Below are 13,815 nucleotides of genomic sequence, written 5' to 3'. Positions count from 1 at the left end.
GAGCGCATGACGACCCATACTTTCAAACCGGACCTGCCGGCGCCTTCCACCAATATCGGTGCAGTGGCCTGGATGCGGGCCAATCTGTTCTCCAGCTGGATCAACACACTGCTGACGCTTGTCGGGTTGTACCTGATCGGGTTAGTCGTTCCGCCCATCATTGAATGGGCAATCATCAAGGCCGATTGGAGTGGCGAGTCACGAGCCGATTGCACTCGAGAAGGGGCGTGCTGGGTGTTCGTGCAGACACGCTTCAGCCAGTTCATGTACGGCTTCTACCCGGCAGAGCTGCGCTGGCGGGTGGACCTGACGGGCTGGCTCGCAATCATTGGCGCTGCGCCTCTGTTCCTTAGGCAAATGCGACACAAGGCGCGCTACGGTATTGCCTATCTAGTGATCTATCCGCTGCTTGCCTACTGGCTGTTGCACGGTGGTTTCCTCGGTCTGGAAACGGTGCCGACCAGCCGTTGGGGCGGGTTGATGCTGACTATCGTCATCGCTGCCGTGGGCATTGCTGGCGCTTTGCCGCTGGGTATTCTGCTGGCGCTCGGTCGGCGTTCCAACATGCCGGCGATCCGTGTGCTCTGCGTGACGTTCATCGAGTTCTGGCGTGGTGTACCCCTTATCACCGTGCTTTTCATGTCCTCGGTGATGCTGCCGCTGTTTCTGCCAGAGGGGATGAATCTCGACAAGCTGATGCGGGCCATGGTGATGGTGGTGTTCTTCGAGGCGGCATACATCGCTGAAGTGGTGCGTGGCGGCCTGCAGGCGATCCCCAAAGGGCAGTACGAGGCGGCCGCGGCGATGGGGCTGGGCTATTGGCGCAGCATGGTGCTGGTAATCCTGCCGCAGGCACTGAAGATGGTCATCCCCGGGATAGTCAATACCTTCATCGCGCTGTTCAAAGACACCAGTCTGGTGATCATCATCGGCTTGTTCGACTTCCTCAACAGCATCAAGCGTGCGACGTCGGACCCTGCCTGGCTCGGTATGTCGACCGAGGGATACGTCTTCGCGGCGCTGGTCTACTGGATGTTCTGCTTTGGAATGTCGCGCTATTCCATGCACCTGGAGCGCAAGCTCGACACCGGCCACCGGAATTAAGGAAAAGCATCATGAACGAAACATCTCTGCGATCCGATCAGCCCGAGCAAGCTGGTGAGCCTGTCATCCAGATGCAGGGCGTGCACAAGTGGTTCGGCCAGTTCCATGTGCTCAAGGACATCAATCTCAACGTTACCCAGGGCGAGCGCATCGTCCTATGCGGGCCTTCGGGCTCGGGCAAGTCCACCACCATCCGCTGTCTCAATCGTCTCGAGGAGCATCAGCAGGGCCGGATCGTGATCAACGACGTGGAGCTGACCAACGATCTGAAGCAGATCGAGGCGATCCGCAGCGAAGTCGGCATGGTGTTCCAGCACTTCAACCTGTTCCCGCACCTCACGGTGCTACAGAACTGTACCCTGGCCCCAATGTGGGTGCGCAAGCTACCGCGGCGTCAGGCCGAAGAAATCGCCATGCATTATTTGGAGCGTGTGCGGATTCCGGAGCAGGCCGACAAGTTTCCGGGACAGCTGTCGGGCGGCCAGCAGCAACGGGTCGCGATCGCTCGGGCACTGTGCATGAAGCCGAAGATCATGCTGTTCGACGAACCCACCTCGGCGCTGGACCCGGAAATGGTCAAGGAAGTACTGGATACCATGGTCGGCCTCGCCGAAAGCGGGATGACCATGCTGTGCGTGACCCATGAAATGGGCTTCGCTCGCACCGTAGCCGACCGGGTGATCTTCATGGATAAGGGCGAGATCGTCGAAGAAGCCGATCCCGAAACCTTCTTCACCAATCCGAGGAACGAGCGCACCAAGCTGTTCCTGAGTCAGATACTGCACTAAGCGCGCAGCGGCACATTCCAGACGAGCGTGAATGGCGTCTTTCGCATCCACCGTGTGAGCGGTGGATTGCAGACCCGTGATCCACCCTGCGTGCGTGGAGCTTGCAGCAGGCTTAGCCTCGGACGCTGTCATGGGCTAGAATACGCGGCCCGACTGCTCCCCCCTCCGAGGCTGTTCCGACGATGTTGATCCTGCGCGGCGCTCCCGCTCTTTCCGCCTTCCGTCACGGCAAGCTCCTGGCACAATTGACCGCGAAGGTCCCCGCCGTGAGCGGGTTGTACGCCGAGTTCGCTCATTTCGCCGAAGTATCCGGCACGCTTGGCGCGGATGAGGAACTCGTGCTCTCCCGGCTGCTGAAGTACGGTCCAAGCGTTCCCGTTCAGGAGCCCGCGGGTCGGTTGTTCCTCGTTATTCCGCGATTCGGAACGATTTCCCCCTGGTCGAGCAAGGCCAGCGATATCGCCCGCAATTGTGGACTCGCCAAGGTTCAGCGCCTCGAGCGTGGCATCGCTTACTACGTGGCAGGGGACTTCTCCGACGCTGAGGCCCAACAGATCGCCGCCGCCCTGCATGACCGCATGACCCAATTGGTGCTCGCGCGTTTCGAGGAAGCCGCGAACCTGTTCAGCCATGCCGAGCCGAAGCCACTGACCGCGATTGATGTGCTGGGCGGCGGGCGCGCTGCGCTGGAGCAGGCCAACGTGGATCTGGGCCTAGCGCTGGCTGAAGACGAGATCGACTATCTGGTGACGAGTTTCACCGGGTTGGGGCGCAACCCCCATGACATCGAACTGATGATGTTCGCCCAGGCCAATTCCGAGCATTGCCGTCACAAGATCTTCAACGCCAGTTGGGACATCGATGGCGAGAATCAGGACAAGTCCCTGTTCGGCATGATCAAGAACACGTTCCAGCTGCATGGCGAAGGGGTGCTGTCCGCCTACAAGGACAACGCCGCGGTGATCGTGGGCAACGTGGCGGGGCGTTTCTATCCGAATCCCGACACCGGCGAATACGCGGCCAGCCAGGAGCCGGTGCATATCCTGATGAAGGTGGAAACCCACAACCACCCGACGGCGATCGCCCCCTTTCCTGGTGCTGCCACTGGCTCCGGCGGCGAAATCCGCGATGAGGGTGCCACCGGCCGTGGTGCCAAGCCCAAAGCGGGCCTTACCGGCTTCACCGTTTCCAACTTGAACATCCCTGGCTTCGAGCAACCTTGGGAAGTCCCGTACGGCAAGCCCGAGCGTATCGTCACACCGCTGGACATCATGATCGAAGGCCCGTTGGGTGGCGCGGCGTTCAACAATGAGTTCGGCCGGCCGGCGTTGAACGGTTACTTCCGCACGTTCGAGCAATCGATCAGCACCCCGCGTGGCGATGAGGTTCGCGGCTACCACAAGCCGATCATGCTCGCCGGCGGCATGGGCAATATTCGTGAAGGTCACGTGCAAAAGGCCGAGATTTCGGTTGGTGGCAAGCTGATCGTGCTCGGTGGTCCGGCAATGCTGATCGGCCTCGGCGGCGGTGCTGCCTCGTCGATGGCAACCGGCAGCAGCTCGGCGGATCTCGATTTCGCATCGGTGCAGCGTGACAACCCTGAAATGGAGCGCCGCTGCCAGGAGGTCATCGACCGTTGTTGGCAGCTGGGCGACAAGAACCCCATCAAGTTCATTCACGATGTCGGCGCCGGTGGCCTCTCCAACGCCTTCCCGGAGCTGGTCAACGACGGTGGTCGTGGCGGGCGCTTCGAGCTGCGCAAGGTCCCCAACGACGAGCCGGGCATGGCGCCACATGAAATCTGGTGCAACGAATCCCAAGAGCGCTACGTGCTGTCGGTCGATGCCGCCGATCTCGAGCGTTTCGAAGCTATCTGCAAGCGCGAGCGCTGCCCCTTCGCCGTCGTAGGCGAAGCCACAGCCGAACCGCATCTGACCGTTTCTGACAGCCACTTCGGCAACGATCCGGTCGATATGCCGCTCAACGTGTTGCTCGGCAAGGCGCCGCGCATGCACCGCAGCGCTGTCCGTGAGGCCGAGCTTGGCGATGATTTCGCAGCTGACCAAGTTGAACTGTCCGAGGCGATCGACCGTGTGTTGCATCATCCGGCAGTGGCCAGCAAGAGCTTCCTGATCACCATTGGTGACCGCAGCATCACTGGCATGGTGGCACGCGATCAGATGGTCGGCCCTTGGCAGGTCCCGGTGGCGGACTGTGCGGTGACCGCCACCAGTTACGATGTTTATACCGGTGAAGCCATGGCCATGGGCGAGCGGACGCCGCTGGCCCTGCTCGACGCGCCTGCATCAGGACGCATGGCGATTGGCGAAACCCTGACGAACCTGGCCGCCGCCCGGATCGAGAAGCTTTCCGATATCAAGCTGTCCGCCAACTGGATGGCCGCAGCCGGCCATCCAGGTGAAGACGCGCGTCTGTACGACACGGTCAAGGCGGTGGGCATGGAGTTGTGTCCGGAGCTGGGGATCACCATCCCGGTCGGCAAGGACTCGATGTCGATGAAGACCCGCTGGACTGACGAGGGCGCCGAGAAAAGTGTGACCTCGCCGTTGTCGCTGATCGTGTCCGGTTTCGCGCCGGTAGTGGACATACGTCATACCCTGACCCCCCAGCTGCGACTGGACAAGGGCGAAACAGATCTGGTGCTGATCGACCTCGGCCGCGGCCAGAATCGTATGGGGGCGTCGATCTTGGCGCAGGTCTACGGCAAGATGGCACGTCAGGCGCCGGACGTGGATGACGCCGAAGATCTGCAGGCGTTTTTCGCAGTAATCCAGGGGCTCAATGTCGATGGGCTGTTGTTGGCCTACCACGATCGCTCGGACGGTGGCTTGCTGACCACGGCGTTGGAAATGGCCTTTGCTGGACACTGTGGTCTTAACCTCAACCTCGATGGTCTGGTGGAGAGCGCGGCGCAAATCCCGGCTGCACTGTTCAACGAGGAATTGGGTGCGCTGATTCAGGTGCGCCAGGGCGATACCGAGGTCGTGCTCGCGCAGTTCAGCGCGGCGGGCCTCGCCGACTGCGTTTCGGTTATCGGGCAGCCAGTCAACAATGGCCACGTGGCGATCAGGTTCGATGGCGCGGATGTGTTCGCCGGTGATCGTCGCCTGCTGCAGCGCCAGTGGTCCGAAACCAGTTATCAGATCCAGCGTCTGCGCGACAACGCCGACTGTGCCGATCAGGAATTCGACGCGCTGTTGGAAGAAGATAATCCTGGTTTGAGCGTCACGCTGGGCTTCGACGTCAATGAAAATATCGCCGCACCTTACATCAAGCGTGGCGCGCGACCCGAGGTGGCGATTCTGCGCGAGCAGGGCGTCAACGGCCAGACCGAGATGGCGGCCGCTTTCGACCGTTCCGGTTTCGCCGCGGTCGATGTGCACATGAGCGATATCCTGTCCGGGCGTATCAGCCTCGAGCGCTTCAAGGGGCTGGTCGCGTGTGGCGGCTTCTCCTATGGCGACGTCCTCGGCGCCGGCGAAGGCTGGGCCAAATCAATCTTGTTCAACAGCCGTGCCCGTGAAGACTTTAGCGCTTTCTTCGAGCGCAGGGACAGCTTCGCACTTGGTGTCTGCAACGGCTGTCAGATGCTGTCCAACCTGCATGAGCTGGTGCCTGGCAGCGAGTCCTGGCCACACTTCGTGCGTAACCGCTCCGAGCAATTCGAAGCGCGTGTGGCCATGGTCCAGGTCCAGGACTCTCCGTCGATCTTCCTCCAGGGCATGGCCGGTTCACGCTTGCCTATCGCTATCGCGCACGGCGAAGGTCACGCGGAATTCGAAAGCGAAGAAGCGCTACTCGAAGCCGATCTCTCTGGCACCGTCGCGCTGCGCTACATCGACAATCACGGCAAGGTCACCGAACGCTATCCGGCCAACCCGGGCGGGTCACCGCGCGGGATCACTGGGCTGACCACCCGCGATGGCCGGGTGACCATCATGATGCCGCACCCCGAGCGGGTGTTCCGCGCCGTGACCAACTCCTGGCGCCCGGACGAGTGGCAGGACGATGGTGGCTGGATGCGCATGTTCCGTAATGCGCGAGTCTGGGTCGACTGACCTGACCCTGGACGGAACGGAAAGCTCGGAGGCGTACAGGCGCCCCGGGCTTTTTTGTTAACTGTGATTCGGTCGACGATGCCTGCTGAACCAAGCATCAGTGGCAACGTCTGATATCGGCAATGCAGAGATGCCGAGTCGGTCGGCGAATCGGTTGTCTCGGCGGAGAGGTGCTCCGCCGTCTGTTCTTGCGGAGACGTTGATGTACAAGCTGTGTTTCTATGTTCCGGAAAGCCACCTGGACGCAGTCAAGAAGGCAGTCTTCGCTGCCGGTGCCGGGCGCATCGGTGCATACGACAGTTGCTGCTGGCAGGTGCTCGGGCACGGTCAGTACCGCCCGCTGGAGGGCAGCAAGCCATTCCTTGGGCAACTTGGCCAGGTGCACTCGTTGTCGGAATGGAAGGTTGAATTGGTGGTGGCTGACGAGCTGATTCATGACAGCGTCAAGGCACTCAAGCGTACCCACCCGTACGAGACGCCCGCATTCGAGGTGTGGCGGCTGTCCGATTTGCAGTTCTGATTGGTGCGTTACGAACAAACCCGAGTCGCCACTGACCACTCGGGTTTTTTGTGCGCGTCAGACGTGAACCGGCTTAGACAGCGACATTCAGGCGAACCTCGATATTTCCGCGGGTGGCGTTGGAGTAGGGGCATACCTGGTGAGCGGCTTCGGTCAGTTGCTCGGCAGCTGATCGCTCAAGACCTGGCAGGCTGACGTTCAACTGGACTTCGAGCCCGAATCCGCCGGGAATCTGACCGATGCCCACCTGGCCGGTGACCGCTGTATCGATCGGCAGTTGCTGTTTCAACTGGCTAGCGGCGAACTTCAGCGCGCCAATAAAGCAGGCTGAGTAGCCAGCGGCAAACAGTTGCTCCGGGTTGGTGCCTTCGCCGCCTTGCCCGCCGAGTTCTTTGGGAGTGGAGAGCTTTAGATCGAGCAGGCCGTCGGACGATGCTGCACGGCCATCGCGACCTCCGGTGGCAGTGGCGGTTGCGGTATAGAGGGCCTTGATGGTTTGCATGTTTCGTTTCCTCGGGAGTGGCGTTCAGTTGCGGTTTAACTTATCGCGATAATATTTATCGCACAAGATAAATCCGATCGCGACTGCTTGAGCAGCGTCTGCGGAGTCACTGGCGAGGGTAGCGCCGCGCCCGGCGGCGCTTAGTTACCTTTCAGCAATGCGCTGCGAAGGGCGACAAGTTGATTGCGTAGCACCAACAGCGCATCGCGTGACTGCCCGGTACATTCGAGCATGCAGTCGGGGAAGTGCAGGGCGCGTTGCTTCATGGCACGCCCCGCGTCAGTGAGATGCAGTTCGACTACTCGTTCATCGCTGCTGCTGCGGGTCCGGCTGATCAAACCTTCGGCTTCCAGGCGTTTGAGCAATGGCGTCAGCGAACCGGGCTCGGTCAGCAACCGAGCGCTGATTTCCCCGACGGTGAGCCCGTCGCGCTCCCAAAGCACGAGCATCGCCAGATACTGCGGGTAGGTCAGACCGATGCTTTGCAACAAGGGCTTATAAGCTTTGGTCATCTGCAGCGAGGCGGAATACAGGGCAAAACACAGCTGATTATCCAGCTGCAGCTGCTCGTCTGAAGGCGTCTTCGTCATGGCTGGCCGAATGGCAGGAGAAATGGCTTTCACGTTAACGTGCGGCCTCGCCTGGTGCCAAGCTCGGCGCGTATTTGTCAGGGGCGGATCTCGATCAGCGTACCGTTCTTCACCAGATTCCAGATCTCGCGCATATCATCGTTTTTCAGCGCGATGCACCCCTCGGTCCAGTCGAGAGTATGGAAAAACCACTCCGGATATTCTTCATCGAGCGGTGTGCCGTGAAGCATGATCATGCTTCCCGGGCGCTCGCCTTCGCGGCTGGCCCGTGCCAGGTCCTTGGCGTTCGGATAGGAGATGTGCATCGCCAGGTTGTATTTGTCGGAGGTCTTGCGCCAGTCGATCCAGTAAAACCCCTCGGGTGTCCGCTGGTCGCCTTCACGCTCCTTGGGACCTGGTTGCTTGCCCAGGGACACGCGGTAGCTCTTCATGGTAACGCCGCGGCTGATGAGGTGAAGCTGGCGCTCGGACTTGACCACCAGCACCTTGTCGATGAAAGCATCATCGAATACTGGCGCGGCGGTAGCATGTGAGAGGGCAGCAAATGTGAAGCAGAAGATCGCTAACAGCCAGCGCATTGGAGCTTTCCTGAATCCTTACGGCATCAGACCTGTTTGCGCGCCACTCGCATTGCTTCGATGGCTTCGTTGCGCACCGGGAAGGTCTGCTGCACCCGGTCGGCGAAAAAGTATTCTAGGGTACGGCCAATCGTCGGAAAAGCCAGCTCTGACCAAGGGATGTCAGCCTGTCGGAAAAGCCTGACTTCGAGGCTCTCGTCTCCCGCGCAGAATCGTTCGTCCACCAATTCTGCGCGAAAGAACATGTAGACCTGGTTGATATGTGGCAGGTCGAACAACGTGTAGAGCTGCAAGTCCGTGACTCGAGCGCACGCTTCCTCCAGAGTCTCCCGCTCCGCCGCCTGCTGTACGGTCTCACCGTTCTCCATAAAGCCGGCCGGCAGCGTCCAATAACCGCGTCGCGGTTCTATCGCCCGGCGGCAGAGCAATACGTGGTCTTCCCATATAGGCAGACAACCGGCGACGATGCGTGGGTTCTGATAGTGAATCGTATCGCAGGATGTGCAGACAAATCGGGTCCGATTATCCCCATCAGGGACCCGCTCGGTGATCGAACCGCCGCACTGGCTGCAGAATTTCATCGCGCTTCCTTCGGTATACGGATCATTCCCACAGCCCGGGGCGACGGGCTGCGTTATTGCTGAAATCTAGTTTGCCGCGAAAAGCTTGCCAGCGACAGTTGGGTCTCTTTGGTTGTGTTCGTAGTCGTCGAGTCAGAGCTGCCGGATTTTGCCCTTGCCCGTCTTGGGCGCCTTGGTGATTCATGCCATGATGCCTGTCAAAGACTGAAAGAGATGTTTCATGCTGGACAAGATTCTCCAACGGGTGCGTGACTATTCCCCGCATCTCCTGGAGCCGGAAGGCCGGATGCCCGAGGCGGCGGTATTGATGCCGATTACTCGTAGTGATTCGCCGGAGCTGGTGTTGACCCTTCGCGCCAGCGGCCTATCCACCCACGGCGGTGAGGTAGCGTTCCCCGGTGGACGCCGCGATCCAGAGGATCGAAATCTGATCCATACCGCACTGCGCGAAGCCGAAGAAGAAGTGGGGTTGGCGCCGGGGATGGTAGAAGTCGTCGGGCCGCTCAGTAGCCTGGTTTCGCTCCATGGCATTCATGTCACGCCTTATGTCGGCGTCGTGCCTGACTATGTCGAATATCGCGCCAACGATGCCGAGATCGCTTCGGTCTTTTCCGTGCCGCTGGACTTCTTTTGCCAGGACACGCGAGAGGTTACCCACCGTATCGATTACCAAGGTGACGCCTGGTATGTCCCGTCGTACCGGTACGGCGAATACAAGATCTGGGGCCTGACGGCCATCATGATCGTCGAGCTGGTGAACCTGGTGTACGACGCCGGGATCGAAATGCGCCGTCCCCCCATTTCCTACGTCGATCTGAGCCAGAAGAGGTCATGACCGTGAAATATCGCCTGGGTGATTCCCGTGTTGAAGCCGATCCACAAAGCTGGGTCGCGCCAAATGCCACGCTGGTCGGCAAGATCCGACTGGATGCTGGTGCAAGCGTTTGGTTCGGTGCGGTGCTGCGCGGGGATAACGAGCTGATCCATCTTGGCGAAAACAGCAACGTGCAGGATGGTAGCGTGATGCACACCGATATGGGGTATCCACTGACATTGGGTACCGGAGTCACTGTTGGACACAATGCCATGCTGCATGGCTGCACCGTCGGTGATTACAGCCTGGTCGGTATCAACGCGGTAATCCTCAATGGCGCAAAGATTGGCAAGTACTGCATCATCGGCGCCAATACCTTGATTGCCGAAGGAAAGGAGATTCCAGACGGTTCACTGGTGGTGGGCTCACCCGGCAAGGTGGTGCGTGAATTGACTGAACAACAGAAGAAAATGCTCGAAGCGAGCGCGGCGCACTACGTGCACAATGCCCAGCGTTACGCCCGTGATCTGGCGGAGCAGGACGATTGAGCGACGAGGAAAAGCCGGTCGCTTCTCCCTGCGTCAGCATCTGCGCACTGGATGAGGACGATTTATGCACGGGCTGCCAGCGCAGCATCGATGAGATTCGTCGCTGGAGCCGTATGGACAATCAGGAGCGGCGTCAGGTGCTGCTGCGTTGCCACGACCGGGCACGCGCCAGCGGACTGCTGCTCTAATTCGAGGTGCGGTGCGCCTCCGCCCGCTCATCACAATCCGTATAACGAGGAATCCCATGCCCCGAATAGGCACGCCGCTGTCCGCCAGCGCGACCCGTGTACTGCTTTGCGGTTCCGGCGAGCTCGGCAAGGAACTGGTTATCGAGCTTCAACGCCTGGGCGTCGAGGTCATAGCGGTTGATCGTTATGCCAATGCGCCGGCCATGCAGGTGGCGCATCGTCACCATGTCATCGATATGCTCGATGGCGCTGCGTTGCGAGCGGTTATCGAGCAGGAAAAGCCGCATTTCATCGTGCCGGAAATCGAAGCGATTGCCACCGCGACGTTGGTCGAGCTGGAAGGCGAGGGCTATAACGTCATCCCGACTGCACGGGCCGCGCAGCTCACCATGAATCGTGAGGGTATTCGCCGCCTGGCGGCTGAAGAGCTGGGGCTGCCGACCTCGCCCTATCGCTTCGCCGATTCGCTGGAAGAATGTCGCGCGGCTATTTCGGCGCTCGGGTTTCCGTGTCTGATCAAGCCCGTCATGAGCTCGTCCGGTAAAGGCCAGTCGGTTCTGCGGGACGAGTCAGAGATTCTCGCGGCTTGGGAATACGCCCAGGCAGGCGGGCGTGCCGGCAAGGGACGAGTGATCGTTGAAGGCTTCGTCGATTTCGACTACGAGATCACGCTGCTGACCGTCCGCCATTCGGGCGGGACGACGTTTTGCCAGCCGGTCGGGCATCGGCAGGAAAAGGGCGATTATCAAGAGTCGTGGCAGCCCCAGCCAATGACGCCGGGCGCGATGGCGGAGGCCGAACGCATTGCCCTGGCCGTCACCGATGCGCTGGGTGGTCGCGGCATCTTCGGTGTCGAGTTGTTCGTCAAAGGCGACAAGGTCTGGTTCTGTGAGGTCTCACCGCGGCCACACGATACCGGTCTGGTGACCTTGATCTCTCAGGATCTCTCCGAATTCGCCCTGCATGCGCGAGCGATTCTGGGACTGCCGATTCCGGCAATTCGCCAGTTCGGTCCGTCCGCTTCGGCGGTGGTGCTGGTTGAGGGCGAGTCCGATCAGGTGAGCTTCGGCAATCTGGCGGCCGCTATGGCCGAGCCGGACACGGCGCTGCGTTTGTTTGGCAAGCCGGGCGTCAGCGGGCAGCGGCGTATGGGTGTCGCGCTGGCTCGCGACGTCTCGATCGATGCTTCACGCGCCAAGGCGTTACGGGCAGCTGCGGCAATCGATACAGCGTTCTGATGATCCAGGGGTGCGTGACGCCCATCAGGGCGTGTCGCCCGTTGCGTCCGGAACGTCTTCGATCACCCAGGCGCGTACGCTTTTGACGCGGTTGTCCGCCGCCTGCAGGATCTCGAGCCGGTACTGGTTGATCTGCAGGCAGATACCGCTATCGGGAATATGCTCCAGCGCCTCGGTAATCAACCCGTTAAGGGTCTTGGGGCCGTCGCAGGGCAGCTGCCAGCCCAGCGCCCGGTTGACTTCGCGCAGGTAGGCCGCGCCATCGATCACCAGGGTGCCGTCGTCCTGCGGGTGGATGTCCGGGCTGCGTAATGCGTCCTGGTTGCTGAATTCACCGACGATCTCTTCGAGAATGTCTTCCAGCGTCACGATGCCCAGCACATCTCCGTATTCGTCGACGACGATGCCGATGCGCCGTTTCTGCTTCTGGAAATTGACCAGCTGAGTGGACAGTGGGGTGTTCTCGGGAATGAAGTAGGGCTCATTGCAAGCGTCCAGCAGGCTTTCTCGGGTCAGTTGGTCGTGGCTGAGCAGTCGCGCGATCTGGCGCATGTGCACGATGCCTTCTATCTGATTGATGTCCTTGCGAAATACCGGGAGGCGCGTGTGGGGTGTGGTGCGCAGTTGGGTCACGATGGTTTCAAGGTCGTCCTCGAGGTCGATACCGGCGACCTCGTTACGGGGGATCATGATGTCGTCGACCGTGACCTTTTCCAGGTCCAGGATGCCGAGCAGCATGCTTTGCCGATTCATCGGCATGTCGCTGCCCGATTCACGGACCACGCTGCGTAGTTCCTCTGTGGATAGGCTGTCGTTGCCCTTGTTGGACAGGTCGACACCGAGCAGTTTGAGCAGGCCATTGCTGATCCAATTGAGCGACGCCACCAGCGGATACAGCACTTTCTGCAGCAACAGCAGCGGAAGGCTGACCGGGTACGCAACGGTTTCCGGTCGCAGGGCGGCGAGCGTCTTCGGCGTTATCTCTCCGAATATGAGCAGGAGGATGGTCAGGCCGATGGTCGCAATCGCGATTCCGGCTTCGCCCCATAGCTTGATTGCCAGCACCGTGGCGATCGACGAGGCGAGGATATTGACGAAGTTGTTGCCGACCAGAATTGTCCCGAGCAGCCGGTCCGGCCGCTCGAGCAACGCGCTTGCCCGCTTTGCCCCGCGGTGCCCGTCTTTGGCCTTGTGGCGCAGGCGGTAGCGGTTGAGGCTGAGCATCCCGGTTTCGGAACTGGAAAAGAACGCCGAGCACAAAAGCAGGAAAACCAGCATGCCGACCAGGAAGCCGGGGTGTAGATGTTCCACTTGGTGGTCCTAGAGTCTGTTGATGTTTCGTCGTGCGCTGCTAGACGTGCAGGATGAATTCGCGGACCAGCTTGCTGCCGAAATAGGCCAGCATCAGCAGGCAGAAGCCGGCCAATGTCCAGCGAATGGCCTTGTAGCCGCGCCAGCCAAGCTGGTGCCGTCCCCACAGCAACAGGCCGAAAACCACCCAGGCGACCACCGACAACAGTGTCTTGTGCACCAGATGTTGGGCGAACAGGTTCTCCAGAAACAGCCAGCCGGAGATCAAGGATGCCGACAGCAGCAGCCAACCGGCGAGCAGAAAGCCGAACAGCAGACTCTCCATGGTCTGTAGCGGTGGGAAGTTCTTGATCAGCCCGGATGGGTGTTTGTGCTTCAGGTGGTGGTCCTGCAAAAGCAGCAGCAACGACTGGAAGACCGCAATGGTGAGCATCCCGTAAGCCAGTATGGAGAACAGGATGTGAGCCAGGATGCCCGGCTCTTCGGCAATGGCCGGTACCGTTCCGGAGGGCGCGAACTGGGCGAACAGTACCGTCAGACAGCCGAGTGGAAAGAGCAACAGCAGAAGGTTTTCGACCGGCATGCGGTAGAGGGCAAGCAGGATCAGCAGGATGACGGCGGCAGCGATCAGGCTCGAAGCCGTGAAGAAATCCAGATGCAATCCGCTGGGCGACAGCAGCTGAATGAACAGGCTCACCCCGTGCGCAACGAGCGCCAAGGCGCCCAGGACGAGAAGAAGACGTTTGTCCGGCACGGTGCGTTGCACTAGGCGCAGGCCTTGGTATCCGGTGACGCCGGCGTAAAGGCAGGCGGCAGCTAGGCTCGGTAGCAGAGGGTGCATAGGTCTGTTAGCAGGCTCGAAAGGCGCTGAGTGTGGCACAAACGCTGGTCGCACAAAAGCGTGCGTATGGCGGTGGGTACTGCCCCGGCGGGCGGCCTGCAGTGTGTTGCCCAATGTAGCGCCGATAGTCTTC

Annotated in this window: 14 protein-coding genes; 8 read left to right on the top strand and 6 right to left on the bottom strand. The window is 60.5% G+C overall.

Annotated features, from left to right (window positions below; genetic code table 11):
• The first annotated feature begins 6 nt into the window (after positions 1 to 6).
• The 4 genes from MCB86_RS10590 (at position 7) to MCB86_RS10575 (ending at position 6,491) form a co-directional block, all read left to right on the top strand.
• Entirely contained in the window at positions 7 to 1,104 is a 1,098-nt protein-coding gene (locus MCB86_RS10590; protein WP_239610824.1) for an amino acid ABC transporter permease, read from the top strand.
• A gap of 11 nt (positions 1,105 to 1,115) precedes the next feature.
• Positions 1,116 to 1,892 (top strand): amino acid ABC transporter ATP-binding protein, encoded by a 777-nt coding sequence (locus tag MCB86_RS10585; protein ID WP_045160956.1) that lies wholly within the window; start codon positions 1,116 to 1,118, stop codon positions 1,890 to 1,892.
• A gap of 182 nt (positions 1,893 to 2,074) precedes the next feature.
• Positions 2,075 to 5,971 (top strand): phosphoribosylformylglycinamidine synthase, encoded by a 3,897-nt coding sequence (gene purL, locus MCB86_RS10580; protein WP_239610823.1) that lies wholly within the window; start codon positions 2,075 to 2,077, stop codon positions 5,969 to 5,971.
• A 202-nt stretch (positions 5,972 to 6,173) separates the two neighbouring features.
• On the top strand, positions 6,174 to 6,491 hold the full coding sequence (locus MCB86_RS10575) for a YqfO family protein (protein ID WP_045160958.1): 318 nt from the start codon (positions 6,174 to 6,176) through the stop codon (positions 6,489 to 6,491).
• A 73-nt stretch (positions 6,492 to 6,564) separates the two neighbouring features.
• On the opposite strand, the gene MCB86_RS10570 is transcribed toward MCB86_RS10575, so the two are convergent.
• The 4 genes from MCB86_RS10570 to MCB86_RS10555 all read right to left on the bottom strand — a co-directional run bounded on the left by MCB86_RS10570 (position 6,565) and on the right by MCB86_RS10555 (position 8,742).
• Complete coding sequence (locus MCB86_RS10570; protein ID WP_045160959.1) at positions 6,565 to 6,993, bottom strand: organic hydroperoxide resistance protein; 429 nt, start codon at positions 6,991 to 6,993, stop codon at positions 6,565 to 6,567.
• Between the two features lie 140 nt (positions 6,994 to 7,133).
• Entirely contained in the window at positions 7,134 to 7,583 is a 450-nt protein-coding gene (locus MCB86_RS10565) for a MarR family transcriptional regulator (RefSeq protein ID WP_045160960.1), read from the bottom strand.
• Positions 7,584 to 7,660: 77 nt separating this feature from the next.
• Entirely contained in the window at positions 7,661 to 8,161 is a 501-nt protein-coding gene (locus MCB86_RS10560) for a L,D-transpeptidase family protein (RefSeq protein WP_045160961.1), read from the bottom strand.
• Positions 8,162 to 8,187: 26 nt separating this feature from the next.
• On the bottom strand, positions 8,188 to 8,742 hold the full coding sequence (locus tag MCB86_RS10555) for an NUDIX hydrolase (RefSeq protein ID WP_239610822.1): 555 nt from the start codon (positions 8,740 to 8,742) through the stop codon (positions 8,188 to 8,190).
• A gap of 220 nt (positions 8,743 to 8,962) precedes the next feature.
• Here MCB86_RS10555 and MCB86_RS10550 point away from each other — a divergent pair, with 220 nt between their 5' ends.
• Genes MCB86_RS10550 through purT form a run of 4 tightly spaced genes read left to right on the top strand, consistent with a single transcriptional unit; the run spans position 8,963 to position 11,530 of the window.
• A complete protein-coding gene (locus MCB86_RS10550) occupies positions 8,963 to 9,577 on the top strand; it encodes a CoA pyrophosphatase (RefSeq protein ID WP_239610821.1) in 615 nt (204 codons plus the stop codon).
• Positions 9,578 to 9,579: 2 nt separating this feature from the next.
• The gene (locus tag MCB86_RS10545; RefSeq protein ID WP_045161105.1) at positions 9,580 to 10,104 is read left to right on the top strand and encodes a gamma carbonic anhydrase family protein; all 525 of its coding nucleotides are present in this window, start codon (positions 9,580 to 9,582) and stop codon (positions 10,102 to 10,104) included.
• Positions 10,101 to 10,292, top strand: a complete 192-nt coding sequence (locus MCB86_RS10540) for a DUF1289 domain-containing protein (RefSeq protein WP_045160964.1) — start codon at positions 10,101 to 10,103, stop codon at positions 10,290 to 10,292. Before MCB86_RS10545 ends, MCB86_RS10540 begins: the two co-directional genes overlap by 4 nt.
• Positions 10,293 to 10,348: 56 nt before the next feature.
• The gene (purT, locus tag MCB86_RS10535; RefSeq protein WP_045160965.1) at positions 10,349 to 11,530 is read left to right on the top strand and encodes a formate-dependent phosphoribosylglycinamide formyltransferase; all 1,182 of its coding nucleotides are present in this window, start codon (positions 10,349 to 10,351) and stop codon (positions 11,528 to 11,530) included.
• A gap of 24 nt (positions 11,531 to 11,554) precedes the next feature.
• Here purT and MCB86_RS10530 read toward each other — a convergent pair whose 3' ends face one another.
• Together MCB86_RS10530 and ccsA are read right to left on the bottom strand one after the other, a co-directional pair.
• Complete coding sequence (locus MCB86_RS10530; protein WP_239610820.1) at positions 11,555 to 12,841, bottom strand: HlyC/CorC family transporter; 1,287 nt, start codon at positions 12,839 to 12,841, stop codon at positions 11,555 to 11,557.
• A 40-nt stretch (positions 12,842 to 12,881) separates the two neighbouring features.
• Positions 12,882 to 13,682: a cytochrome c biogenesis protein CcsA gene (gene ccsA / locus MCB86_RS10525; RefSeq protein WP_045160967.1), complete on the bottom strand. Its 801-nt coding sequence runs from the start codon at positions 13,680 to 13,682 to the stop codon at positions 12,882 to 12,884.
• Positions 13,683 to 13,815: the final 133 nt, after the last annotated feature.

The sequence above is a fragment of the Pseudomonas sp. KSR10 genome, from assembly GCF_022355455.1.
Lineage (GTDB): Bacteria > Pseudomonadota > Gammaproteobacteria > Pseudomonadales > Pseudomonadaceae > Stutzerimonas > Stutzerimonas stutzeri_E.
This window is presented reverse-complemented; position numbering and strand designations above follow the sequence as displayed.

What these genes read in the sequence shown, in the direction of transcription:
- MCB86_RS10590 (WP_239610824.1), top strand. Translation starts at nt 7, where the DNA reads ATGACGACCCATACTTTCAAACCGGACCTGCCGGCGCCTTCCACCAAT.
- MCB86_RS10585 (WP_045160956.1), top strand. Translation starts at nt 1,116, where the DNA reads ATGAACGAAACATCTCTGCGATCCGATCAGCCCGAGCAAGCTGGTGAG.
- purL (WP_239610823.1), top strand. Translation starts at nt 2,075, where the DNA reads ATGTTGATCCTGCGCGGCGCTCCCGCTCTTTCCGCCTTCCGTCACGGC.
- MCB86_RS10575 (WP_045160958.1), top strand. Translation starts at nt 6,174, where the DNA reads ATGTACAAGCTGTGTTTCTATGTTCCGGAAAGCCACCTGGACGCAGTC.
- MCB86_RS10570 (WP_045160959.1), bottom strand. Translation starts at nt 6,993, where the DNA reads ATGCAAACCATCAAGGCCCTCTATACCGCAACCGCCACTGCCACCGGA.
- MCB86_RS10565 (WP_045160960.1), bottom strand. Translation starts at nt 7,583, where the DNA reads ATGACGAAGACGCCTTCAGACGAGCAGCTGCAGCTGGATAATCAGCTG.
- MCB86_RS10560 (WP_045160961.1), bottom strand. Translation starts at nt 8,161, where the DNA reads ATGCGCTGGCTGTTAGCGATCTTCTGCTTCACATTTGCTGCCCTCTCA.
- MCB86_RS10555 (WP_239610822.1), bottom strand. Translation starts at nt 8,742, where the DNA reads ATGAAATTCTGCAGCCAGTGCGGCGGTTCGATCACCGAGCGGGTCCCT.
- MCB86_RS10550 (WP_239610821.1), top strand. Translation starts at nt 8,963, where the DNA reads ATGCTGGACAAGATTCTCCAACGGGTGCGTGACTATTCCCCGCATCTC.
- purT (WP_045160965.1), top strand. Translation starts at nt 10,349, where the DNA reads ATGCCCCGAATAGGCACGCCGCTGTCCGCCAGCGCGACCCGTGTACTG.
- ccsA (WP_045160967.1), bottom strand. Translation starts at nt 13,682, where the DNA reads ATGCACCCTCTGCTACCGAGCCTAGCTGCCGCCTGCCTTTACGCCGGC.